The 24,423-nt window shown below is 56.9% G+C and carries 22 protein-coding genes and 2 tRNA genes; 7 read left to right on the forward strand and 17 right to left on the reverse strand.

The window, feature by feature from the left end; translation table 11 throughout:
- Positions 1 to 26 precede the first annotated feature (26 nt).
- The 16 genes from ACE3NW_RS00480 to ACE3NW_RS00555 all read right to left on the reverse strand — a co-directional run bounded on the left by ACE3NW_RS00480 (position 27) and on the right by ACE3NW_RS00555 (position 14,917).
- Positions 27 to 236, reverse strand: a complete 210-nt coding sequence (locus ACE3NW_RS00480; protein ID WP_291332008.1) for a twin-arginine translocase TatA/TatE family subunit — start codon at positions 234 to 236, stop codon at positions 27 to 29.
- Positions 237 to 399: 163 nt separating this feature from the next.
- Entirely contained in the window at positions 400 to 1,695 is a 1,296-nt protein-coding gene (rho, locus tag ACE3NW_RS00485) for a transcription termination factor Rho (RefSeq protein ID WP_374279418.1), read from the reverse strand.
- A gap of 182 nt (positions 1,696 to 1,877) precedes the next feature.
- Positions 1,878 to 2,393: a CarD family transcriptional regulator gene (locus tag ACE3NW_RS00490; RefSeq protein ID WP_374279419.1), complete on the reverse strand. Its 516-nt coding sequence runs from the start codon at positions 2,391 to 2,393 to the stop codon at positions 1,878 to 1,880.
- Between the two features lie 303 nt (positions 2,394 to 2,696).
- The gene (gene pth, locus ACE3NW_RS00495; protein WP_374279420.1) at positions 2,697 to 3,293 is read right to left on the reverse strand and encodes an aminoacyl-tRNA hydrolase; all 597 of its coding nucleotides are present in this window, start codon (positions 3,291 to 3,293) and stop codon (positions 2,697 to 2,699) included.
- Entirely contained in the window at positions 3,283 to 4,185 is a 903-nt protein-coding gene (locus tag ACE3NW_RS00500; RefSeq protein ID WP_374279421.1) for an alpha/beta hydrolase, read from the reverse strand. Before ACE3NW_RS00500 ends, pth begins: the two co-directional genes overlap by 11 nt.
- Before the next feature lie 94 nt (positions 4,186 to 4,279).
- Positions 4,280 to 4,870, reverse strand: coding sequence for a 50S ribosomal protein L25/general stress protein Ctc (locus ACE3NW_RS00505; RefSeq protein ID WP_374279422.1), 591 nt, complete (start codon positions 4,868 to 4,870; stop codon positions 4,280 to 4,282).
- 108 nt (positions 4,871 to 4,978) lie between these two features.
- Positions 4,979 to 5,926, reverse strand: a complete 948-nt coding sequence (locus ACE3NW_RS00510) for a ribose-phosphate diphosphokinase (RefSeq protein WP_374279423.1) — start codon at positions 5,924 to 5,926, stop codon at positions 4,979 to 4,981.
- A 146-nt stretch (positions 5,927 to 6,072) separates the two neighbouring features.
- Positions 6,073 to 6,147, reverse strand: a tRNA-Gln gene (locus tag ACE3NW_RS00515).
- Between the two features lie 4 nt (positions 6,148 to 6,151).
- On the reverse strand, positions 6,152 to 7,030 hold the full coding sequence (ispE, locus tag ACE3NW_RS00520; RefSeq protein WP_374279424.1) for a 4-(cytidine 5'-diphospho)-2-C-methyl-D-erythritol kinase: 879 nt from the start codon (positions 7,028 to 7,030) through the stop codon (positions 6,152 to 6,154).
- Positions 7,031 to 7,051: 21 nt separating this feature from the next.
- Positions 7,052 to 7,585 (reverse strand): ATP-dependent protease subunit HslV, encoded by a 534-nt coding sequence (gene hslV / locus ACE3NW_RS00525; RefSeq protein ID WP_374279616.1) that lies wholly within the window; start codon positions 7,583 to 7,585, stop codon positions 7,052 to 7,054.
- Positions 7,586 to 7,587: 2 nt separating this feature from the next.
- On the reverse strand, positions 7,588 to 8,997 hold the full coding sequence (locus ACE3NW_RS00530; protein WP_374279425.1) for a M48 family metalloprotease: 1,410 nt from the start codon (positions 8,995 to 8,997) through the stop codon (positions 7,588 to 7,590).
- A 60-nt stretch (positions 8,998 to 9,057) separates the two neighbouring features.
- Positions 9,058 to 10,509, reverse strand: a complete 1,452-nt coding sequence (cysS, locus tag ACE3NW_RS00535; protein ID WP_374279426.1) for a cysteine--tRNA ligase — start codon at positions 10,507 to 10,509, stop codon at positions 9,058 to 9,060.
- 9 nt (positions 10,510 to 10,518) lie between these two features.
- Positions 10,519 to 10,962 (reverse strand): ribose 5-phosphate isomerase B, encoded by a 444-nt coding sequence (rpiB, locus tag ACE3NW_RS00540; protein WP_374279427.1) that lies wholly within the window; start codon positions 10,960 to 10,962, stop codon positions 10,519 to 10,521.
- A 121-nt stretch (positions 10,963 to 11,083) separates the two neighbouring features.
- Complete coding sequence (locus ACE3NW_RS00545; RefSeq protein WP_374279428.1) at positions 11,084 to 11,869, reverse strand: hypothetical protein; 786 nt, start codon at positions 11,867 to 11,869, stop codon at positions 11,084 to 11,086.
- Complete coding sequence (locus tag ACE3NW_RS00550) at positions 11,866 to 13,650, reverse strand: tetratricopeptide repeat protein (protein ID WP_374279429.1); 1,785 nt, start codon at positions 13,648 to 13,650, stop codon at positions 11,866 to 11,868. Before ACE3NW_RS00550 ends, ACE3NW_RS00545 begins: the two co-directional genes overlap by 4 nt.
- A 1-nt stretch (position 13,651) precedes the next feature.
- The gene (locus ACE3NW_RS00555; protein WP_374279430.1) at positions 13,652 to 14,917 is read right to left on the reverse strand and encodes an RNA polymerase factor sigma-32; all 1,266 of its coding nucleotides are present in this window, start codon (positions 14,915 to 14,917) and stop codon (positions 13,652 to 13,654) included.
- Between the two features lie 308 nt (positions 14,918 to 15,225).
- On the opposite strand from ACE3NW_RS00555, the gene ACE3NW_RS00560 reads away from it, so the two are divergent.
- The 6 genes from ACE3NW_RS00560 (at position 15,226) to ACE3NW_RS00585 (ending at position 21,674) form a co-directional block, all read left to right on the forward strand.
- A complete protein-coding gene (locus ACE3NW_RS00560) occupies positions 15,226 to 17,622 on the forward strand; it encodes a homocysteine S-methyltransferase family protein (protein WP_374279431.1) in 2,397 nt (798 codons plus the stop codon).
- Between the two features lie 49 nt (positions 17,623 to 17,671).
- Positions 17,672 to 18,136 carry a TlpA family protein disulfide reductase gene (locus ACE3NW_RS00565; RefSeq protein ID WP_374279432.1) on the forward strand — a complete coding sequence of 155 codons (465 nt, stop codon included), beginning with the start codon at positions 17,672 to 17,674 and terminating at the stop codon, positions 18,134 to 18,136.
- On the forward strand, positions 18,136 to 18,645 hold the full coding sequence (locus ACE3NW_RS00570) for an N-acetyltransferase (protein WP_374279433.1): 510 nt from the start codon (positions 18,136 to 18,138) through the stop codon (positions 18,643 to 18,645). Before ACE3NW_RS00565 ends, ACE3NW_RS00570 begins: the two co-directional genes overlap by 1 nt.
- Positions 18,632 to 19,180: a hypoxanthine phosphoribosyltransferase gene (hpt, locus tag ACE3NW_RS00575; protein ID WP_374279434.1), complete on the forward strand. Its 549-nt coding sequence runs from the start codon at positions 18,632 to 18,634 to the stop codon at positions 19,178 to 19,180. Before ACE3NW_RS00570 ends, hpt begins: the two co-directional genes overlap by 14 nt.
- A gap of 43 nt (positions 19,181 to 19,223) precedes the next feature.
- Positions 19,224 to 19,973, forward strand: coding sequence for a zinc-ribbon and DUF3426 domain-containing protein (locus ACE3NW_RS00580; RefSeq protein ID WP_374279435.1), 750 nt, complete (start codon positions 19,224 to 19,226; stop codon positions 19,971 to 19,973).
- 339 nt (positions 19,974 to 20,312) lie between these two features.
- Positions 20,313 to 21,674, forward strand: a complete 1,362-nt coding sequence (locus ACE3NW_RS00585) for an amino acid permease (protein ID WP_374279436.1) — start codon at positions 20,313 to 20,315, stop codon at positions 21,672 to 21,674.
- Between the two features lie 521 nt (positions 21,675 to 22,195).
- On the opposite strand, the gene ACE3NW_RS00590 is transcribed toward ACE3NW_RS00585, so the two are convergent.
- Positions 22,196 to 22,271 (reverse strand) — tRNA-Lys (locus ACE3NW_RS00590).
- Positions 22,272 to 22,393: 122 nt separating this feature from the next.
- Between ACE3NW_RS00590 and ACE3NW_RS00595 the strand changes: the two genes are divergently transcribed.
- Positions 22,394 to 24,298: a cytochrome c biogenesis protein CcdA gene (locus ACE3NW_RS00595; protein WP_374279618.1), complete on the forward strand. Its 1,905-nt coding sequence runs from the start codon at positions 22,394 to 22,396 to the stop codon at positions 24,296 to 24,298.
- Positions 24,299 to 24,423 lie beyond the last annotated feature (125 nt).

Raw genomic sequence — 24,423 nt, forward strand, 5'->3', positions numbered from 1 at the left:
CAAATCCTTTGGGTTCGTCAGGCCTGTTATGCCTTGTGATTGGGATCGTCAGTGGACGTGGGTTGTTTTTTGTCCTTGGGGGTTATGTCAATTTCATCAGGCTCGGATGAAGCACGGCGAAAGTTACGGATTGCCCGACCAAGCCCACCACCGATTTCCGGCAATTTATTAGACCCGAAAAGAAGCAGAACAACAACCAGTAAAAGCAGCAATTCAGGCATGCTTACGCCGAACATGCGGGGAGCCTCCGTTGAGAGTTGGGCAAATAAAGCAAATTACACCCTTAAATATAAGCCCTGAAAAACACGAGGTCAAGATGATTCCTGAAGCCGGTCAGGTTTCAGGCTGTTTCTTGGTGTCAGGCAGAGGCTGTCAAGCAAAGCCTGTTGCCAGGGGCAGTTATTTGCCCATGGCGTTCATGAAATCCTTGTTGGATTTGGTGGCCCGCATTTTGTCCAGCAAAAATTCCATGCTGTCGATGGACGACATGGGAGCAAGAATTTTGCGCAGAATCCACACGCGGTTGAGCACATCGTCGGCCAGCAGCAGATCTTCCTTGCGCGTGCCGGTGCGGTTGATGTCGATGGCGGGGAAAACACGCTTTTCCGAAAGGTGGCGGTCAAGGTAGATTTCCATGTTGCCGGTACCCTTGAACTCTTCAAAAATAACTTCGTCCATGCGGGAGCCGGTATCAATGAGCGCCGTAGCAATAATGGTAAGGCTGCCGCCTTCTTCAATATTGCGCGCCGCACCAAAGAAACGCTTGGGGCGTTGCAGGGCGTTGGCATCAAGACCACCAGAAAGCACACGGCCAGATGAAGGCGTAACGGCGTTGTAGGCGCGGCCCAGGCGGGTGATGGAATCGAGCAAAATAACCACATCGCGCTTGCGTTCCACAAGGCGCTTGGCTTTTTCAAGAACCATCTCGCACACTTGCACGTGGCGCTGCGGGGGTTCGTCAAAGGTAGAGCTGATAACCTCGGCCTTTTTGACCGTGCGCTCCATGTCGGTAACTTCTTCCGGGCGCTCGTCGATCAGCAGCACAATAAGGTAAACATCGGGATTATTGGCGTTAATGGCATTGGCCAGCGATTGCAGCAGTATGGTTTTACCTGTGCGGGGCGGGGCAACAATAAGGCCGCGCTGCCCACAGCCAATGGGAGCCATAATGTCGATAACGCGGTTGGAAAGATTTTTTTCGCCATTTTCCATGACGAGCTGGCGATCGGGATAGATTGGGGTGAGGTTATCGAAAAGAACGAGGTTTTTGGCGTGTTCCGGGGGCTCAAAACCGATTTCGGTAACCTTGAGCAGGGCAAAGTAGCGTTCGCCTTCCTTGGGCGGGCGAATCTGCCCCGAAACAATATCACCCTTGCGTAACGAAAACCGCCTGATCTGCGAAGGCGACACATAAATATCGTCTGGGCCGGGCATGTAGCTGCACAGCGGCGAGCGCAAAAAGCCAAAGCCGTCGGGCAAAATTTCAAGCACGCCATCGCCGTAGATGGAGCCATTTTGTGAGGCACAGGTGGAAAGCAGTGCAAAAATGAGTTCCTGCTTACGCATGGAACTGGCATTTTCGATTTCATACTGCTCTGCCAGCTCCATGAGCTCTTGCATGCTACGCGTCTTCAGGTCTGTGAGGCTCAAGGCGCTGTCGGTCAACAGTGTGGAAGTAGCTTTCTTTTTGCGCATAACAGTCCGATATTTTGATAAGACAAGGGTAACACTTACAGTATTTGCATACTGTAGCGTGGTAGGCGGATGATATTGGGAACAAAAAAGATGTGTGAAATTGCGATTAGCCCATCTTTGCAGTAATGGCAAGGAAAAAATACGTCACATTTCACAAAAAATTCAAAAAAAGCGCGTGCGGCCTATCCGGCAGGATCCGGATCAACTGGCGGAGGCGCGTATAACTCAAGCAGCTCGTCGCGTACCTTATCTTCTTCAACTTCCAGCACTTCCGAAAGCTCGCCCGTGACAAGGCTCATAGCCTGTTCCTGCAACCGTCGTTCCCCAAACGACAGTTCCTTGCTGCGGCCAATGAGCAGCAGCTCGCGCAGAACCTCGGCAACAATGGCCAGGCTGGGACTTTTAAGGCGTTCGGAATATTCGCGAAAACGGCGGTTCCAGTTCTGGCCGGTGTAAACGGCCTTGCCCGATTCGTTGCGCAGCGATTCAAGTATGGTGACTGCTTCGTCCTTGGGGGTTAGCGTGCGCAAACCCACATGGGCGGCATTGTTCACCGGAACCATAAGTGTGACGTTGTTCGCCCGAATGCGCACAATATAGAGCTCACAGACAAGCCCCCCAACGGTTTTGCTGTCTATGCGTTCTATTTTGCCCACACCTTGGGCTGGGTAAACAACGAGATCGTCCGAAGTGAACATGATGCCACCAACACGCCCGTTCAGGGCGCAAATAACGAGACCAGAAGCGATTTAGCTGGAAGTCGCGAATTAAGTGAATATAAAGAAGAGTCTGAAACCAACTCTTCAAACAGCTTAGTCCAAGAAGGAGTAAGAGTCCAGTTGAAAAAGTATTTTGCTCGTATTCATGTATTTGGCAAAAATAAGAGCAGCGCGCAGAAATGCCTGGTGTTGTTGGTGCAGCCTCGCCGCACCAATTTGCCAGCAAATCTTGTAGGGCGTAGGCGCACGGCCTACTACGCCCGCCTTTACTGGCAAAATCCCCTAAGAGGCTTTTCTGGAGGCCCTTACGGCACTTTCCAGGCCTTTATCTGCAAACGTAAAAAGAGTGTCGGCGGCGAGGGCCATTGCAGCTTCTATGTTCCTGGCATCTTCCCCATCGGGGCGGCCCAGAACCCAGTTGGTAACATCTCCCTTGTGCGGGGGGCGGCCTATGCCCATGCGCAAACGGTAAAAATCGGGCGTGCCCAGCAGTTCGGTGATGGATTTAAGCCCGTTGTGCCCGGCATTGCCGCCGCCAAGCTTGAAGCGCAGTTCACCAGCAGGAATATCAAGTTCGTCGTGTACAACCACAAGATCCTGAGGCTTGAGTTTGTGCCAGGCAAGCAGGGGCTGCACACACTGGCCGCTCAGGTTCATAAAGGTTTGCGGCTTGGCCGCAAGCCAGCAACCCCCAAGTTTGGGCAGGCGCAGCCGCCACAGCTCGCACGAAAACTTGCCGCCATTCTGCTGGCTGACCTCACCCTCTCTGCCCGCAAGGTCAACAAGGTACGAAACAAAATCAAACCCGCAATTGTGCCGGGTATGGTCATATTTGGCTCCGGGGTTTCCCAGGCCAACAACAATGCCTTTATAGTCCATGGGGTGCGTCTCCAGACATTACTTCGCTGCTTTCAAGGCGCAGCGGCAGGCCCAGGCCTGCGCAAAAGGCTGCGGCGGTGCGGGCCGTAAACCGGCAGAGCGGTGGGTTCATGGCTGCCAGATGCCCGCCCCCGGCAAGCCACACCAGCTTCTTGGCCGGGGCCTCCAGGCTGTCATACGTGGCCTGGATGATGGCAGGGGTGAACAGGGCGTCGTTGCGGGCACTGAACATGCACACCGGGCAGCGCAGCCGGGTTGGCAGATGCGCGTTGAACAGGCTGGCCAAAAATTGCAGGGGATACGAAAACCGTGCCCTGCGGCGGTTTGAAACCGTGCGCCGAGCCCCGGCCAGAATTCTGTGCGGGGCAAGGTATGCGTGCAGCGGCAGGGGCAGCCTTGGCAACCAGCGGGCCAGCGTGCTGAAGGCTTTTTCAATTTTCTGCCTGTTGTCAGCCAGAGCAGCAAATCGTGTAAGATACACGGCCTCGCGCATCTGCGGCAGCACCCCGGTTATGGGAAAAGCCGCCACAATGCCAGACGATGCCGCCGCATGCGCCAGCGAAAGTATGCCCCCCTGGCTGTGCCCGCATACGGCAATTTTGCTGTAGCCCGACTGGCGCAGCCAGTTTTCCGCATCCAGACCGTTTTGCAGCAGATCATCAAAGGTAAAGCCGGTATTGTGCCGGTTTAACCCGTGGCCGGTCAGGTGCAGAGCCGCCACGGCAAAGCCAGCTTGCCGCAGTGCAGCGAGCATGGGCCGGTACTGGAATGGCGACAGCATGGTGCCGGGATAGAACAGCACAACGCCAGCCCCGTGGTTGGGCCAGATTTCGAGCTGTAGCTCCCGGTTGCGGGAAGGCAGCTTGCGGGTGACAATGGTAAAGTTGTGCATAGAACCGCGCGCATAAAAATGAGGCCGGTTCCTCGCGGAACCGGCCAGAACAGTCGCACGAAGGCCGGAAAAAACCGGCCCAGGGCAAACAGTATTAGCTGGCAGCCTCAGCGGCTTCCTTGGCCTTGGAAATGACGCTGATGATGGCAAAGTTGTGGTCGTACACAGCCTTGACGTTTTCGGGCAGCTCAAGGTCGGCCACGCAGATGGTGGTGTTGATGTCCATGGAGGAGATGTCAACCACAATCTTCTTGGGCATTTCGAGGGGCTTGCTGCTCAGGCGAACGATTTCGCGGTAGGTTTCAAGCTGGCCGCCAAGCTTCACGCCACGGGACACGCCCACGAATTCAACGGGCACATCAACGGTGATGGGCTTTTCAATATCCACACCGTAGTAGTCGATGTGGCTGAATTCTTTTTTGTAGGGGTGGTACTGCACGTCCCAAATGATGACAGGATGCACAGTCTTGGTGCCGTTGTCGTCGATTTCGAGGTCAAACACAGAGGTGCGGCCCGCTTCGGCAAAAATCTTTTCCAGCGGCAGGGCAGGGGCCTGCACAGAGATATTGTCACCCTTGGCGGTGTAGAACACGCCGGGGATCAGATCTTCGGAACGCAGGCGGCCACTCGCGCCTTTGCCGCTACCTTCGCGCTTCTGCACGCTCAACGTTTTTTCAATCTTCATGTCCTGCTCCTTGGCTTACCGCCGCCGAAACGTGCGGAAAAAGTTCTGTTATTATGGAACCGGCCTGGTAGGCTGGTTTGGGTCTAAACACCTGCCGCCCCAGAGGGACTAAACAAACAACACGCTTACCGACGAACCGGTATGGATGTTGTGAATGGTTTTGCCCAAAAGGGCAGCCACAGAAACAACCTCAAGCTTGGAGCAGCGTTCGAGCTTGTCGCCAAGGGGGATGGTGTCTGTGACAAATACCTGCGAAAGGGCCTCTGTGCTGTTGATGCGGTCAATGGCGGGGCCAGACAGCACGGCGTGCGTGGCACAGGCCACAATCTTGGTGGCACCGTTTTTCAGCAGCACATCAGCGCCGGCGCACAGGGTGCCAGCGGTGTCGATCATGTCGTCCACCACAATGGCAAGGCGGCCCTTCACGTCACCAATAACGTGCATGGCCTGAGCCTGATTGGGCTTGTCGCGGCGTTTGTCCACGATAGCCAGGGGCGCATTGAGGCGCTTGGCGTAGGCACGCGCTCTTTCAACACCGCCCGCGTCGGGCGAAACAATAACGATGTTGTCATCATGCAGGCGGCGCAGGGCTTCAAGCATGACCGGCACGGCAAACAGGTTGTCCACCGGACAGTCAAAATACCCCTGAATCTGCCCAGCGTGCAGATCAATGGTAACCACACGCTCTGCACCGGCAACGCTGATAAAATCTGCCACCATTTTTGCGCTGATAGGCGCACGGGGGCTGACCTTGCGATCCTGGCGGGCATAGCCGTAATAGGGAATAACAGCCGTTATTCTGCCAGCGCTGGCCCTTTTGAGGGCATCAAGCATAAGGCAGAGCTGCATCAGGTTACGGTTGATGCTTGGCGGGCAGGTGGGCTGCACCACAAAAACGTCATCACCGCGAACATTGTCGCCTATTTCTATCCGCAACTCGCCGTCGCTGAACGTGGTAGCCAGCGTGGGTGTCAGCTGACACCCCAGATGGTTGCAGATGGCCTTGGCCAAATCCGGATTGGATGACCCGGTGACGATCTTGAGATCGCTGTACATGAACCGCCCTGCCTTGCGCGCCAAAGAGCACTTACGGTTATACATCCTTGCTGCCGTCGCCGGGAGAAAGGCGGCGCTTTATTGCCAGGCCGCCGAAAGCCGACGGAAGGCGCAGTTATACGCCCAAGGCGCGAAGCAGCAGTGCGTGGCTGGGATGGAAGGGTTCGAACCTTCGAATGACGGAGTCAAAGTCCGTTGCCTTACCACTTGGCTACATCCCAATACTTACAGCACATGCGCGTAAACGCGCCTGTTCTCTCCTTGCAGCATGGCTGCCACTGCCTGCGATTCCACATGAAATTCGCGTGCAAAAAGCGCCACAATGCTCGAACCGCTACCACTCATGGCCACGGCTCCTGCTCCAAGGCGCAGCAAGTTCGCCTTGATTTCTGCAAGCTGCGGATGGCGTGCAAACACAACGGCCTCAAGGTCGTTGTGCATGTCCAGATCAATCCGCACCCCGGAGAGAAAAGTTCCATTAGCCTTGCTTTCAGGCTTTGTCAAGCAATTTTGCCCAGGAATAGTGTTTGAAGCCTGTACGGCGGCGTCATAATCAGCATATGCCTGCGGGGTTGAAGCATGAATATCAGGACATACCAGAACAAGGTGCATTCCCGCAAGCGCATCAGGCCCACATGGCTCAATTATTTCGCCAATACCCCGCACGCGGCAGGGCGCGTTTTTGAGAAAAAAGGGAGTATCTGCACCAACAGCAAGGGCAACTGCTGCCAGTTCCTGTTCACTGAGCGGGTCTGGCAGTTTTTTGTTGAGCCATTGCAGCAGGGCCGCAGCATCGCTGCTGCCGCCGCCAAGCCCGGCCCCTGTGGGGATGCCCTTGACTAGCCGCACCTCAATGCCCGGCAGATCTGGCACGCGCCCGGCAAGGGCCGCGTAGGCCCTGGTGAGGGTGTTGTGCTCAAGGTCAATGCCCGGCGTGTCGCAGCGCACCACAATGCCGCTTGTGCCGGTTTCGCTGATGTGCAGCCGGTCGCAGGGGCGGGGCAGGGGCCAGAAAAGCGAATCGAGTTCGTGGTAGCCGTTATCCCGTATGCCTGTAATGCGCAGACCAAGATTCACCTTGCAGCCAGCAACAACTACGCTCATGGGCTTATACCTGATTGATGATTACAGGGTTTCAACCGTCAGGTTGCCGTTGGTGAACACGCATATTTCGGCAGCAATGCGCATGGCCTCGCGGGCAATGGCTTCTGCATCCATATCGGTGTGCCGCACCAGGGCGCGCGCCGCAGCAAGGGCGTAGGGCCCACCGCTGCCAATGGCCGCAACTTCGTCGTCGGGCTCAATCACGTCGCCCGTGCCAGAGAGCATAAGAATGTGTTCCGTGTCGGCCAGCAGCAGCATGGCCTCAAGCTTGCGCAGATATTTGTCCTTGCGCCAATCCTTGGTCATTTCAACGGCGGCGCGCACCATGTTGCCGCGCAGTTCCTTGAGTTTGGCCTCAAAAAGTTCAAACAGGGTAAAGGCATCGGCAGTGGCACCGGCAAAACCCGCCAGAATCTTGCCCTCATGCAAGCGCCGCACCTTTTGCGCGCCGTGCTTCATGATCATGCTCTGGCCCAGGGTTACCTGTCCGTCGCCAGCAATGGCCACGCGGCCATTTTTTCTGACTGCCAGTATGGTTGTGGCGTGTGTTTCCATCATCAGTTTTTATCCCATATTTCCTTGCGCTCTTTATAGGCCGCCTCAAGCCGCTGAAAATCGCGCGGGTTGGCTGCCTTGCCAGACAAGGCCTTGGCCTGGTTAAAATAGCGCTCGGCCTGTTTTTTATTGTTGGAATACAGTGCGCTGTACGCCATGTGAATGTAGGCCCCGGCAGAGTCGCCAGCCTTGCCCAGAGAGCGGGCATAGGCTTCGTGAACTTCTGCGTCTTCGGGCACATAGCGCAGCACTTCTTTATAATACTGAGCGGCTTGCGCCTGCCTGCCGGTTTCATCGAGCATGCGCGCGTAAAAAAATGATGCCATGTAATCGCGTGGATCAAGGCGCATGGCCTGACGCAGCAAGCCATCGGCGCGGCTCATGTCGCCCTTGCGATAGTGGAAGGCTCCGGCCTCGCGCAGTATGAGGGGATCGTTGGGCGAGGCGGCAAGGGCATCGTCAAAGGCCTTGTTGGCCTCGTTGACGCGGTTGATTCTGGCCAGCACAATGCCGCGCCCCATGCACGAAAGGCCGTCCTTGCCCGCAAAGCGCTGCTGTGCGGCCTGCTCGTCGCCATAGCGGGCCCACAAAAGGGTTTTGACACGCGTAAAGCGTTTGTTGTCCTGTGTGCGGCCCTGTACGGCCTTGCCCATGCCCTGGATGCGGGCCTGTAGCCCGTTGATGCGGTCGCCAATGGCGGGGTGGGTGGAAAGGTAGGTGGGCACGTTGGTGCCGCTCATCCAGCTTTTCTGGCGCAGCACCTTGAAGCCGTCCACCATGCCCTGGGGCGGGTAGCCCGCTGCAACAAGGTATTGCAGGCCTATCTGGTCGGCCTCTGTTTCGTCAATGCGGCTGTAGTTGAGCATGGCCGACTGCCCGGCACCCAGTGCGCCCACTGCAAGCGCGCCGCCGCTGGAACCGCCCACCGCAACACCCGCAATGGCCAGCAGCAGTGAACCAATGGTCACAAACTGGGCGCGCTCAAGGCGCGAGGCCACGTGGTGCTGGGTTACGTGCGCAAGCTCGTGAGCCAGTACGCCTGCCAGGTCTTCCTCTTTATCCAGATTCATGATCAGGCCGGTGAACACGTAAACGTAGCCACCGGGCACGGCAAAGGCGTTGAGCGAATTGTGCAGAATAACAGCCGCCTTGAAATTGAACGGCTGCGGCGGAAGGGTTTTAACAAGGCGTTCCACGATCTGGTTGACGTACAGGCTCACTTCCGGGTCTTCAACAATCCCCATATTTGAGCGAACCATTACGTCAAACTTGTGGCCCATCTCCTTTTCGTCCTTGATGGTGACACCGCCGAAAAAGAAGGCCTGGGCAGGCACTGCCACAAGCTGGGCTGCCAGAAACGACAGCATGACCAACAGCGCCAGAACCCGGCGCACGGCAATACGGTGCAACATGTCATCCTCACTGGGCCGCAGTAAAAAAAGCCCGCGCCGAAGACCGACGCGGGCCACGGTTTACTCCAGATCCCAAACCTGACCTTCGGGGGTATCGCGCACGCTTACGCCCAGGTCGGCAATCTCCTGACGCAGTGAATCCGAGCGGGCAAAGTCTTTGCTGACGCGGGCTTCCTGCCGGGCAAGCATGAGCTCTTCCACACGGGCAACGTCAATATTTGCACGGCGGGCACGCTGGCTGCGCAGATCGGCCAGAAAAGCCTGCGGGGGCAGGCCAAAGAGGCCAAGGCGTTTGTTCCACTCCTGCGCACGGGCAAGAAAATCCTGCAACAGATCGCGACCGGCTTCGCCAGCGCGCAGGCCCTTGTCTTCAAGCAGGCGGTTCACAAGGCGCACCTGGGCAAAAACCTGGCCCAGTGCCTGGGCGGTATTGATGTCGTCTTCAAGAGCGGCATCAAAAGCCTTGGGCAGGGCAGCCCATTCCTCGGCCATTTCCGGGGGCAGGGGGGTCTTTTTCCACTTGTCGCGGGCAAGGGCCTTTTGGGCCTCGTGCAGGGCCGTGTACACGCGGTGCTGGGCTTTTTCCGCTTCGTCCATGCTGTCGGCGGTAAAGTCGATGGGGCTGCGGTAGTGCTTGCCCAGCAGGAAAAAGCGCAGGGTTTCAGGCAGATAGTTTTCAAGAATATCGCGTATGGTCTTGAAGTTGCCCAGTGATTTGGACATCTTTTCGGCATTTACCTGCACAAAGCCGTTGTGTACCCAGTAGCGGGCCAGCGAACAGGCGCAGGCGGCTTCTGACTGGGCAATTTCGTTTTCGTGGTGTGGAAAAACAAGATCCTGCCCGCCGCCGTGGATATCCAGCGGCAGATAGGGCTGGCTCATGGCCGAGCACTCGATGTGCCAGCCGGGGCGCCCCTTGCCCCAGGGGCTTTCCCAGAAAGGTTCGCCGGGTTTGGCGGCCTTCCACAGGGCGAAATCGAGGGGGTCTTCCTTTTCTTCACCGGGGGCCACGCGCGCACCCGAAAGCAGGTCGTCGAGGCTGCGGCCAGAAAGTTTGCCATAGGGCTCGTAGGCCCGCACACGAAAATACACGTCGCCCGATGGCGTGGGGTAGGCCTTGCCCGACTCGATAAGGGTTGAGCAGATGGCCTGAATCTGCGGAATATAATCGGTGGCGCGTGGTTCTTCATCCGCCCGCAGCACGCCAAGGCGGTCCATGTCTTCATGGAAGGCGGTAATATAGGTTTGGGCCACCTCGCGCCAGTCGCGGCCTTCCTTGTTGGCGCGGTTGATGATCTTGTCATCCACATCGGTAAAGTTGCGCACAAAGCGCACCTCAAGGCCCATGTGGCGCAGTTGCCGCGAAAGCACGTCAAAAACAAGGGCCGAGCGGGCGTGGCCAATGTGGCAAAGATCATAGGCCGTGATGCCGCAAACATACATGTTTGCCTTGCCCGCGTGAACGGGAACGAATTCTTCCTTTTTGCGGCCCAGTGTGTTGTAGATCAGCATGTATGTCCCTTACCCGGCCTGGCCGGGAAGATTGATCATGTCGATGCGGCGCTGATGCCTGCCGCCCTCAAACGAACCTTCCAGAAAAGCATCAACAATGGCCTGGGCCAGCTCCACACCGATAATGCGCGCACCAAGGCAAAGCACGTTGGCATTGTTGTGCTGGCGCGAAAGACGCGCTTGCAGCTCTGTGGCGCACAGGGCAGCGCGTATGCCCGCATGGCGGTTGGCGGCAATGGAGATGCCTATGCCCGTGCCGCAGATAAGAATGCCCATGCCCTGTTCATTTTCAACCGCGCTGCACAGCTTGTGGGCCAGCACGGGGTAGTCGCAGCTGTCGGTGGAGTTGGTTCCGTCGTCCACCACGTTGATACCCTTTTGGGTAAGAAACTGCACAAGGTGTGTTTTCAGCGCGTAGCCCGCGTGGTCTGAGGCAATGTGGATGGTTTGCATACGTGCTCCTGAAAAGTTGCGGGCGGTGCGTCCGGACTGGCCGAACGCACCGCGTAGTGTCTGTAGGCAGACTGCCCTGATGCCGTCTGCACCAAAAAAGGGCTTGGCAAAAGGGCAGAAGCTATTGCTGCTGCTTGAACTTGGCAAGGGGCAGCAGAGGGGCGGCTTCCGGAAGGGGTAAGGCCATCTGCTCTTTTGTAAAGGGCTGAGAAACTTTTTCCCTTTCCTTGATAAGCACAATGGCGCGTTTGCCATTGCTGTGTGCAAGGTTCAGGCGGCGGGGCAGCGGCGTGGGATCATCAGAATACAGAATCTCCATGCTCCAGCCCTTGCCGTTGGGCTGTTCCTGCCATTCGGTGGGCAGGCCCTGCTCGTTAATGGTCACGCGGCCGCCGGGCTGACCGTTAAGGTCGTACACGGACTTGCCGTCTGTGGTGAGGGCAGATTTTTCAAACTGCTTGCCAAACACGGCGGCGTATCTGCCGTTGAGCAGATCGGCCAGGTGTACAAGGTTGAAGGGAACAGGCACACCCACCTGAAGCAGGGGCTTGGTTGCCCCCTGATAGAAGTAGGCCTTGTTCTCGCTTGGGCTGTACACAAGGAAGTGCTGGCCGTCTTCAAGAATTTTGGCAACGGTTGTACCCACGCCGGCCATCACATCCAGGCGCAACTGGCGCTGGCTGTTGCCCCAGAACAGAGCCGTGACACGCCTGGTGTCACCCTCTGTGCCAAAACGCAGGCTCAGTTGCAGGCGGTAGGGCTCTGCCTTTTCAACAGCACCAATGGCGGCAAATTTTTGCCAGCGCTGTTCAAGGGCCGCACGGTTTTCAGGTGAGGTTTCCAGCACGGGCTGACGGGCGCACGCGCAGAGCAGCGCCAGGCAACAGAAGATAACGAATTTTTTCATAGATTTGAAAGCCGCTGCCGCAATGCTTCCGCATCGTCGGGTTTGAGTTCCATAGCTTTTTGATAGGCGGTACGGGCCTCGTCCTTATGACCAGCCCGAGCGGCGATATCGCCATAGTGTTCCCATATGGAGGCATCCGTGTGCTCGTCCAGCGTGACGGCGCGGCGGATTTCTTTCAGGGCATCATCAATCTTTCCGGCCTTGTAGTAGGCCCAGGCAAGCGAATCAACAATATAGGACTGGTTGGGCGCAATTTCATTGGCACGCACAAGCAGGGTCATGGCCCGGTCGAGATCGCGGTTTTCCTCGGCAAGGGTATAGCCCACATAGTTGAGGGCCTGATAGTTGTCGGGGTGCAGGGCGATGAGCTGTTCCATGGTTTTGAAGGCGGCTTTTTTATCGCCGGTTTCGTCCTGCAACGAGCCGAGCAAAAAGAACACTTCGGCATTGTTGGGCCAGTGCTTGGCGGCTTTTTGAGCTGTTTCAAGCGCCTGCTTCATCTGCTTTTGACGGGCCAGCAAACGCACTTCAACCTCGACCAGCTCTGAGGAATCGGGGCTGGTCTGACTGGCCTTGCGCACCGCAGCAAGCGCCTCGGCATCGCGCCCGGCCTCGGTCAGCAGCTGCACGCGCAGCAGCTCGCCGCGCACTGCCGCCTTGCTGGTGGCGGGAATTTTATCGAGCCACGAAAAAGCCAGATCAAGGTCGCGGCGCTGGTCGTAGGCCAGCTCTGCCAGCAGCAGATACACATCCATGGGTGCGTCACCCTGGGCCACAATCTGCTTGAGCAGGGTTTCTGCCTGCAAAAAGTGGCGTGATTCCATAAACATACTGGCAACAGTAAGGCGGAAGGGCGTATTGTCTGGCCCCTGCTGCATGTACTTGAGCGCCTTTTCGGGCTGGCCCATGCGCAGCGAAATGTTTACGAGGCGCAGCAGCACATCCTGCGAAGAGAAGTTGAGCTTGAGCAGTTTTTCGTACATGCCGCGCGCGGCCTTGAGATCTGGCTTTTGCTCATAAATAAAGGCCAGTTCGGCCATGGCTTCCACAAAATCGGGCATTTCCTTGATGGCACGCTGCAAAAAGGCCACGGCCTCGTTGGGCCTGTCCATGCCTATGAGCGCCCGCGCGTGGTAGTAGTCCACAAGAGGGGTACGCTGCTTGCCGCTAACGCTGTTGAGCAGCTTTTCTGCCTCGGGGTACTGCTTGCTTTTGACCAGCAGCAGGGCCAGCTCCATGCGGGCATCCACTGAATCGGGATGCTTCTTGAGGTATTCGCGCATGAGCTTGACGCCCTGTTCGGGGGTGCCCTTTTCCATTAGGGCTTCGGCGTAGAGCAGATTGAGCGAAATATCGTCCGGCCAGACGCTGAGCGCCTGTTCCATCACCGTGGCAGTATGGGGCGACTTGCGGCTCAGCAGCCACACGCCGCCTTCAAGCCAGATATTGATGGGCATGTGCGCCTTGGCCAACAGTGAAGATGCTGCGGCAAGGGCGTTTTCGTCCTCGTTGTTCAGGGCCTGCGCAAAAACCAGAAAAGCATAGGTATTGAGCGCATTGGGCGAAAGCTCTGTCTCCACCGAACGCAACGACACACCCTTGAGATCAAACTTCTGGGCTTTTGCCGTGGCAGCGGGAGCGGCAGACTCTGCTGCTGGTTCATCCGATTTGTCGGCAGCCTGATGGCGCGCGCCAGAACAGCCGCCGCACCCAAGCAGAGAAAACGAAGTGGCGGCGGTAAGGGCCAGGGCGCACAGCAGCGCAACGTGGTTACGTTTCATATCAGGATTGTATCCATGTGTCTGAAAAGTCCTTGATATCCACAGCAAGATGCTGCCGGATTTTTTCCAGCAGCCGCGCCTCCAGCTGGCGAACGCGTTCGCGCGTGACGTTATACCGTTCGCCTATCTCACGCAAGGTTACAGGCTCGTCCGTGAGCAGGCGGTTGTGCAGAATGTACAGCTCTTTTTCGTTCAGTTTGGGCAGTATGGTCTTGAGCTTGCTGCGCACGAGCCCGGCGATTTCGTCGCTGGCAAGGGTGTCTTCTATGCCGGGGCCAAGGGCGGGCAAAAAGTCCATGCGTGTTGCGCCGCCAGCGTCTTCGCCCACGGGCACGTTGAGCGACATGTCTGTGGATGCCAGCCGCTGGTCCATTTCGTTGATCTGGTCTTCGGTCACGCCCAGGCGTTCTGAAAGCATGGCCGCATCGGGGTCAAAGCCCTGCACAATAAGCTTTTGCCGTTCGCGGTTCAGATTGTAGAACAGTTTGCGCTGCACCTGGGTGGTGCCTATCTTGACCATGCGCCAGTTGTCCATGATGAACTTGAGAATGTAGGCCTTGATCCAGAACGAGGCGTAGTACGAAAACTTGATGCCCTTGTCGGGGTCAAACTTGTTGACCGCGCGCATGAGCCCCACGTTGCCTTCCTGAACTAGATCAAGCACGTTCTGCATCCAGCGGCGCTGAAAATCCATGGCAATGCGAACCACAAGGCGAAGGTGCGACGATACCAGCCGAAAGGCGGCATCCGCATCATTGTGGTCGCGCACGCGCAGGGCCAGCTCGTGCTCTTCGTCGGGTTTGAGCAGCGGAAAGCGGCTCACCTCGCGCAGATACAGGTGCAGGCTGTCGCGTGGGCCAACAGCGGGCAGGCGGGCCGTAGACGGCGCGGGCAGGCCTTCGTGTGCGTCGTCGTCCAGCACAAGGGGGTCGATGCCGTGGTCGTCTGCTTCAAGGTCAATGTCGTCATCAGAGGTGGCGTCAACCAGCGAATCCTCATCTTCCTGCTCGTCATCCACAGAGTCTGCGGGCACTTCCCTGACCTGTGCGCCGTCAATATCGAGAATATTCTTATCTGCCGTTTTTTTTCCGGCAGAGCGTGAACGCGGGGCAGAGGCAGCGCCACGCGTGCCGCCAGTGCCGGAAGCGGGCCGTTTGCGCGCTTTGGGGGCATCCAGAATTTCCACCTCTGGGGTGGAAATTTCGGATTCATCCGCCTTTTTGGCGCGGCGCGGGCTTGGGGGAACTATCGGACTATCTTTTTTCATGATATTTATGCTTGACCATCGCGGCCAGTAACCGGCTGCAATGTTTGATGCTATAGTTTTGATTTGTTCTTTTCAATGTTTTTCAGTAGTAAAAGGCCTGCCGGGGTCTACCCAGATTCTACGGCACGGCTTATTTTGTTGGCTCCGGCGGCGTACAGCCCCGGCTCCGGCTTGCGCGTTGCTGCCCGTAAAAATTGTCGGGCCTGCGGCCGCAAACAACCGAAGCCCCATCATACAGGTAATGCAGGCGGAAGGCAAAGGTGCTCTTTTGCCAGCGGCAGGTGTGCTGGGAACACAGCGAGATCACGATGACATTCAGACAAGCCCTCGGCCTTGGCAGGCCTCTTTTGCTCGACGGGGCCATGGGAACCATGCTTCAGGCCTCGGGCATGCCCGCAGGCGCTACCCCTGAAGAATTCTGCATGGAGAATCCCGATACCCTGCGCGGCATCCACAAGGCCTACCTGGACGCAGGCGTTGACCTGCTTACCTCGTGTACCTTTGGCGGCAATATTTACAAGCTGCCAAAAAGTCTGGATGTTTTATCGTTTAACCGCCGCATGGTTGAAATTGCCAAAGAGGCCGCCGCACAGGCGGGCCGTCCCGTATTTGTGGCGGGCAACGTGGGCCCCACCGGGCACTTTGCCAAGCCCCTGGGGCCGGTGGAGCCGCGCGACCTTATCGCCGCCTTTGCCTTGCAGATTCGCGGGCTTGTGGCGGGCGGGGCCGACCTTATCTTTATAGAAACCCAGTTTGACCTGGCCGAGGCGCGGGCGGCGGTGGCCGCTGCCCGGCAGGAATGTGACCTGCCCATCATGGTTTCCATGACCTTTGAGCAGGGCGTGAGCCTCACCGGCTCTACCCCCACCATTTTTGCCGAAACCATGCAGAACATGGGCGTGGACGTGGTGGGCACCAACTGTAGCCTTGGGCCCGACCAGATGCTGCCCGTGGTGCAGGAACTGCTCAATGCCTGTGAATGCCCTGTTATGGCCGAGCCCAATGCGGGCCTGCCCGAACTGCGCGACAACGTGACGGTGTTTCCGCTGGGGCCGGAAGATTTTGCGCAAAAAACCGCACCCTTTGCCCACATGGGCGCACGGGTGCTTGGCGGCTGCTGCGGCACAACCCCGGCGCACCTGGCGGCACTTGCGCAGGCCTTGCGCGGGGTGGAGAACATCACGCCGCCCCGTGTTTCGCGCAGGGGCATCTGCCTGACCAACCGTTCGCAGATGGTGCGCATTGCCGTGGGCGAGCCACTGACCATCATTGGCGAGCGCATCAATCCCACAGGCAAAAAAGCGCTTACCCAGGAGCTTCAGGCCGGGCTTTTTGACGTGGCCATGCAGCTGGCCGACGCTCAGGTGGACGCGGGCGCTGCCGTGCTTGACGTCAACGTGGGCGCGCCCCTTGTGGATGAAACACAGCTTTTGCCCGAACTGGTTCAGCGCCTTGTGGGGCGGCTGCCCATGCCGCTTTCCCTCGACTCTTCCAACGCCACGGCCATAGCCAATGCCCTGCCGTACTGCCCCGGTTCGTTTCTGGTCAATTCCATCAGCGGCGAAGCAGGGCGTATGGAACAACTTGGCCCCCTGTGCCGTGATTTTGGCGCGCCCTTTATTCTGCTGCCTCTGCAAGGGGCCCATTTGCCGGAAAAAGCCGCAGAGCGCATCCGCACCGTTGAAAGCCTGATCGAAAAAGCCGAGGCCATGGGTATTTCGCGGCGGCTGATGATGGTGGACATTCTGGCGCTTGCGGTTTCTTCCAGTGCCGACAGTGCCTTGCAGTGCCTTGAAATGACACGCTGGTGCGCGGCCAACGGCCTGCCCACCACTCTTGGGCTTTCAAATCTTTCGTTTGGTCTGCCCGCCCGCGAGCTGCTCAACGCCACCTTTCTTTCGCTGGCGGCGGGTGCTGGCCTTACCTCGTGTATCGCCAATCCGTCTGCGCAGCGCCTGCGCGAAGCGGCAGACGCACTCAAGGTTTTGTGCAACCACGATGCGCACGCGTCTTCGTTTATTGCCTCCTATTCTGGCTGGAAGCCCGGTGAGGGCTCTGTGCAGGTGCGGCAGGGCGGCAGCGCGGCAGCCAAAACCCTTGCCGAGGCCGTGCTCAGCGGCGACAAGGAAAACGTGTTGCCCCTGCTTGAAGCAGAACTTGAAAAAGGGGCCGACCCCTTCAGCCTGGTGCAGGAGAAGCTGATTCCCGCCATCACCGAGGTGGGCGCGCGCTATGAGCGGCGCGAATACTTTTTGCCCCAACTTATACGTGCCGCCGAAACCATGCAGACCGCCTTTGCCCACCTTAAACCGCTGCTTGAAGCATCGCGCGGCGCAGAAGAGCGCCCGGTGGTGGTCATGGCCACGGTTGAGGGCGATATTCACGACATTGGCAAAAATATTGTTTCGCTGCTTTTGGGCAACCACGGTTTTGATGTGGTGGATGCGGGCAAGGATGTTCCGGCTGAGGCCATTGTTGCTTGCGCACTTAAGCACAACGCGCGTATTGTCGGCCTGTCGGCCTTGATGACCACCACCATGGTGCGTATGGAAGACACCATCAAGATTGTCAGGGAACGCGGTTTGCCCATCAAGGTTTTGGTGGGTGGGGCGGCTGTTACCCAGGCTTTTGCCGATGCCATTGGCGCAGATGCATATTGCGCTGACGCCGTAGGTGCGGTAAAGGCCGCCAAGCAGTTTGTGTAGCCGCGCCCTGCGTGGTCTTGCTTCTACCCTTAAAAACTTCGGGTAAATTATGAAGAAAGTCATCCTGGCCTTATTGCTGTGTCTTGCCTTGCCGTGTTCGTCACTGGCGGCCCCGTCGGTTCCCAGCCTGAATCTGGTCGGGCTTACGGATATGCTGGCCAAGAACAAGGGCAAGGTTATCATGCTCAATTTCTTCGCCACATGGTGCCCTCCGTGCCGCGTTGAAATTCCAGAGCTTGTGAGTGTGCGCAAAAAGTATGCGGAAAAAGACGTTCTTATCATCAGCCTTTCGCTTGATGAAGACGCCAAGGTAGTGCCGCCCTTTGTGGAAAAAATGAAGATGACCTACCCCGTCTTTATGGCAGACCGCGATATCGCCAAGGCGTTCAAGATTTCGCAGATCCCGCACAATGCCTTTTACAGCAGGGACGGCCAGCTGATTCTCTCCGAGCCTGGCATGGCTGATGCCGAAATGGTCGAAATGGTCTTTAAAAAGTTGCTGGAACAGAAATAATGGAAAATACCCTTGTGGTGCGCAAGGCCCACATGGACGATGTAAAGTCCATGCATGGGCTTTTGCTGCAATGCGCCCAGAAAGGGCTGTTGCTGCCCCGTGCCCTTATTCATCTTTACGGGCACGTGCGCAATTTTATGGTTGCCGAGAACGCAGAAGGCGAAATTGTGGGCTGCTGCGCCCTGGCACCCGTGTGGGAAGACCTGGCCGAAATATGCTCGCTTGTTGTGCGTGAAGACGTGCGCCGTGCTGGCGCTGGCAGGGAGCTTGTGCATGCCTGTCTGGCAGAGTGCCAGAGCCTGCACATTAATAAGGTGTTTGCTCTCACATACCAGGAGGCCTTTTTTGACCGCCTGGGTTTCAAGGTTGTGGACAAGAGCGTTTTGCCGCAAAAAATATGGGCTGATTGCGTACACTGCGCCAAGTATCCCAACTGCGATGAAACTGCCGTTTATTTTGAACTGGATTCCGCTGCACAGGAAGCAGGAGAAGCACATGTCCAAGGCTAAAGATATCAAGGTTAAAGAACTGAAACCGGTGTTTACGCCGGAACAGATTGCAGCCCGAATCCAGGAGCTGGCCAGCGAGATCAATGCAGTTTACGGCGACGAACCGGTTGTGGCGGTTTGCGTGCTCAAGGGTGGCTTTATGTTTTTCAGCGATCTGGTCAGGTTTTTGCATAACAAAAACCTGGAACTGGATTTTGTTCGCCTTTCCAGCTACGGCAAGGGTTCCACCAGCTCAAAGCATGTGATCTTTAGCAAGGATGTAGAGATTGACATTTGCGGCAAGCATGTGCTGATTGTTGAAGATATTGTGGACAGCGGCCACAGCATGCGCTTTTTGCTTGGCCAGTTTGCCGCGCGCAAGGCACGTAGCCTGCGCCTGGCCGCCCTGGTAGACAAGGACGAGCGCCGTGAAGTTGACGTTAAGGTTGATTTTGCGGGCTTTAAGCTGAACCAGGGTTTTATTGTGGGTTACGGCCTGGACTACGCCGAGCATTACCGTATGCTGCCCGGCGTGTTTGAAGTTATTCCCGAATAGGCTTTTCCCGGCTCCGGCAGCCGGTAGGTTTTGGAGTAAAGGCATGGAAATAAAATGTCCCAATTGCGCTAGCCGCTTTAATTTGCCAGATCAGCTTGCCAAGCCGGGCGTCAAGCTGCGCTGCTCGGTGTGCAAAACGGTTTTTACCTATGAGCCCGAGGTGCCTCTGGCAGAGCAGGGCCCACTGCCCGATATGCCCATCAAAAAGAAGCTGCCGCTTGTAAAGATTGCGCTGGCTCTTGTGCTGGTGCTGGCATGCGCGGGCGGCGGCTGGTGGTATTATACCTCCAAGGGTGCGGCAAAGCAGCAGAGCGAGCAAGACATTGCAAAACAGGTAGAACTGCTGACCATGCGTAATGTGCGGCAGTACTATGTGGATAACGAAAAAGTGGGCAAGGTTTTTGTGGTTGAGGGCCGGGTGGTTAACGAGTTTCCGCAGCCAAAGGAACTCATCACCATTGAGGCGGCCATTTACGACAAGGACAAAAAACCTCTGGCTGTCAAAAAACAGCTGGGCGGCGTGCAGCTTTCACTTTTTCAGCTTCAGGTGTTGAGTGAGAAGGAAATGGAATCCTTCCTCAACAACAAGGTGGAGATTCTCACCAACAACACCAATGTGCTGCGTGGCGGCGAAGTACCCTTTATGGTGCTATTTTACGCTCCGCCCGAAGGTGTGGCTGAATTTGGCGTGAGGATCATTGATGCCAGGGATGTGCCAGAACAGGCCGCCCCTGCTGCGCCAGCCGCAGCGCCTGCTGCCCCGGCTGCGGGCAGTTCCGAACAGCCTAAATAGTTAAAGCAAACCCCGGTTGCTGACGCTCAAACGCGTTTGGCAATCGGGGTTTGTTGTGCCTTACACTTCACATCTGGGCCGGGTATACCGGCTAGAGGCCGCACTGCTGTTTGCTGCTGGTGTGGTTTTGTATTTTTGAGGGATGCTGGCTGTACCACAGCTGGCAGAAAAAGGTTTTGTCTGCCCTTGGGGGGTTGCGCGCCTGTGGTCGCAACGCAAGGGCAATGGGAGAAACCGGCCGCATACCGGGTTTTATGCAACAGGGCGACCCTTGCGGGGGTAGCCACAGCCAATTTGCTGCAAATGAAAAACAACAACACACCTGAATTGAAAAGAGCCTTGAAAAACAGGCATGTACAGCTCATAGCACTGGGCGGTGCCATTGGTACCGGCCTTTTTTTGGGCTCGGCAGGAACCATTCAGATGGCAGGCCCGGCAGTTTTGCTGAGCTATAGCCTTGGCGGTTTCATTGCCTTTATGATCATGCGTCAGCTTGGCGAAATGATGGCGCAGGAACCCATTGCCGGTTCTTTCAGCAACCTTGCCCACAAGTACTGGGGCGATTTTCCTGGTCTTCTTTCTGGCTGGAATTACTGGATTCTTTATGTACTGGTGGGCATGTCCGAATTGTCTGCCGTGGCAGTTTACGTGCAGTACTGGTTTCCCAGCATTGAGCCGTGGCAGACAACGGCATTTTTCTTTTTGCTGATTACGGGCGTCAACCTGTGTCATGTGAGCCTGTTTGGTGAACTGGAATTCTGGTTTGCTTCCATCAAGATTTTTGCCATTGTTTCCATGATTCTGCTGGGTTCGTTTTTGCTGTTCAGCGGCCATGCTGGCCCCGATGCGGCGGTGAGCAACCTGTGGGCGCACGGCGGCTTTTTGCCGCACGGCTGGGAAGGCGTGTTTACCGCGCTGGCGGTGGTGGCCTTTTCGTTTGGCGGCCTTGAACTTGTGGGCATTGCGGCGGCAGAGACCGATAACCCCCGCGTGACCATTCCCAAGGCTGTGAACCAGATCATCTACCGTATTCTTATTTTTTACATCGGTGCGCTGCTTGTGCTGCTGACCCTGCACCCCTGGAGCCAGCTTGGCGCTCCTGTGGATAAAAGCCATTGGGCCCAGGCCATGGTGGCAAGCCCCTTTGTGCAGATTTTTGACCTTATCGGCATTCCTTCTGCTGCCCATGTGCTCAATTTTGTTGTGCTTACGGCAGCACTTTCGGTTTATAACGGCTGCGTTTACTGCAACAGCCGCATGCTGTACGGCCTGGCCCTTCAGGGCAACGCTCCCAAGGCTCTTGGCACTGTCAGCGCCCGTGGCGTGCCGGTGTACGCCCTGCTGATCTCGTCGCTTGCCACGCTGATCTGCGTGATCATCAACTATGCCATGCCCGGCAAGGCCCTTGGCATGCTCATGTCGCTGGTGGTGGCCGCCCTTGTCATCAACTGGGCCATGATCAGCCTGACACACCTGAAGTTTCGTGCGGCCATGAACCGGGCTGGCGAACTGATCCATTTCAAGTCGTTCTGGTATCCTTTTACCAACTATCTTTGCCTGCTGGTCATGTGCATGGTTCTCGTCGTGCTTGTGATCATTGGCGAAAGCCTTGCGGTAATGCTTGCCCCCATCTGGATCGCCTTTGTGTGGGTGGGCTACAGGCTCAAGAAACAGACCAAACATCTGCCCCCACGCGCCTAGCAGCGCATCGGGCTGACCACGATTGAAATTTGGCCCGCGTGGCCTGCACGGTGTATGCCGTGCGGGCCACGCGGGTTTGTTTTGGGCATGCGGCAGGCGCGTGAGCATTCCGTAGCGGCGGTAAATGCCAGTACGTGCAGCACGGGGTTTGTGGTATAATTCTTTTGCAGGCAGGCTTGGATAACATTTTGCCGCGCACGGCTATCAGAGGGGCAACTGCGGATTGTATTCGGGGCAGAGGGCGACAGCGCAAGAACAGGGTCAGAAGAGATGGTGGCAAGACCGGGAGCAGCCCTCATGCCCTGCCATTTCTGACCATGCCTCAAATTGGCCTGCTGTTGCCATTGGCCTTTGCTGGAAAAAGCAGAAAGTTGCCGATTTCACAAGATCGGGAGAAGGCAGGGTAGAGTCTGGACTTGTTCTAGACGAGCGGATATTGTCTTGGGACAGATGAACGCCATGGAAAACCATAAAGCGACAATAAAAAAAGGTTCGTGGTTGAACCACGAACCTGAATTTTCTGGTGGGCCATCAGGGACTCGAACCCCGAACCAACTGATTAAGAGTCAGCTGCTCTACCAATTGAGCTAATGACCCGCATTGCGTGAAGAGGTGTTTACGCTTAAGCGGCCCTCCCTGTCAAGTAATTTGAAAAAAAACAGCAAAAAAGAGATATCACTTTGAAATATGCCCAATTGTCTGCATCCGCATTCTTGTCTGTGCGACTGGCAGGCGGTCGGTGCTGGCACGTCCTTTGCGCTGGCATTGCCGCTCTGGTTGCCATTGTTGTTCTTTGTGCCACCGCGCAGGCAGAAGACCTGCACCCCCGGCTGGAAACCGCCGTGGACGGACAAAGCCTGATTGCCGCACTGCACATTGTAATTCCTGCCGAGTTTCATGCTTACGGGCATGAACCGGGCGAGGCGGGCAGGCCCACCACGGTGGCGCTTTCTGTGGACGGTGGCCGCCCACTGGCCGTGCATTATCCTGAGGGGGCGGTGCAGCGCGATTTTTACGACCCTACAGCCACGGTAAACGTTTATGAGGGCAATGTGGCCTTTTACGCCACGCTGCCCGCAGATGCGGCGGGCAAGCCCTTTGTGGCCGATATCAGCATGCTCTTGTGCTCAAACCGCAAGTGCATGCCTGTTAACGAGCAGTTTACGGGGGTTATCCCCCGAGAATCGCCACCGATAAACAAAATGCCCTGGCTGGCGCAATGGCATGAAATGCGGCAGCAGCCACCCATTGTGGCCTCTGCTGCGCACACGGACGCCACTCAGGAAGAGAGCGGCAGCGACGATATTTCGGACGAAATATGGGCCAACGAAAATGCCCAGCCCAATGGCGTATGGGCAGATGATATTGTAAACAAGCTGCCGCCCCCAGATGGCTTTGACGTGCGCCTTTCTCCACGGTTTCTGGATGATGCGCTTGAAATTTCCGGGCTGGGCAAGGCCTTGCTGTTTGGCATCCTTGCCGGTCTGCTGCTCAATGCCATGCCCTGCGTGCTGCCGGTGCTTACCTTCAAGGTAAGCGGGCTGCTGATGGTAGGAGGGCGGGATGCTGCCGGGTTAAAACGCTTCAGGCAGCATAACCTGTGCTTTGCAGCGGGGGTAATGACTCTGTTTAGCGCGCTGGCCCTTGTGCTGGGGCTTGCAGACCTCATGTGGGGGCAGCTGTACCAGAATCAGGCCGTGCTCATGGTAATGCTGCTTGTTGTGTTTCTTATGGGGCTTTCCACGCTTGGCGTGTTCAGCCTGCCGGTTATTGACCTCAAAACCGGGGCAAACAGCAAAAATCCTTGTCTGCAAGCGTATTTTACAGGCCTTGTTTCCACATTTCTGGCAACACCGTGCAGTGGGCCGCTGCTTGGCGGCGTGCTGGGCTGGGCCTTTACGCAGCCGCTCATCATTGTGATGGTGGTGTTTTGGGCTGTGGGGCTTGGCATGGCCCTGCCATACATAATGTTTTGCATCTGGCCAGATTTTGCGCGCATATTGCCCAAGCCCGGCGCATGGATGCATGTTTTTGAGCGCATTGTGGGCTTTATGCTCATGGGTACGGCGCTGTATCTGCTCTCTGTGCTGCCGGTTGAGCGGCACATGCAGGTGCTGACCGTGCTGCTGGTGCTTTCGCTCTGCGCGTGGCTGTGGGGCCAGTATTGCGGCATTACCGCGCCCCCGTTGCGCCGCAAGATCATGAGCGTCATTGGCGTGGGCCTGCTGGTGGCCTCTGTTTTCTGGGTGCTGCGCCCTGTTGCGCCGCTGCCCCAGTGGCGGCAGTTTTCGCCAGAGGCATTTGAGGCAACCCTGGGCAAAAAGCCCATGCTGCTTGAATTTACCGCCAACTGGTGCCCCAACTGCAAGTTTATGGAAGCCACTGTGCTGACAGACGAGCGTATGCGCAAATTGCAGGCGCGTTACGGTATGGAACTGGTGCGCGTGGATCTGACCAATGCCAATGCATACGCAGTGCGTTTGCTGGACGCCCTGGGCAGCAAAAGTATTCCGCTTACTGCGCTTTTTCCTGCTGGCGATGAGGCCAATCAGCCGTTGGTGCTGCGCGATGTGTACAGCGCCCGCACGCTTGAGCAGGCCCTGAACGAAGCGTATGAAAAATAATGCTCTTTTTTGCAGCCTGCCCTATGGTTCTTTACTGTACTGCCGATATTGTCTAATGTGTGAGCATACAGCAGTGCTTGAGATGCAAAAGAGACCAGTGGCCTTGTGGCATCAACTCGTTTGAT

Source organism: Desulfovibrio sp. (genome assembly GCF_041907885.1).
Lineage (GTDB): Bacteria > Desulfobacterota > Desulfovibrionia > Desulfovibrionales > Desulfovibrionaceae > Desulfovibrio.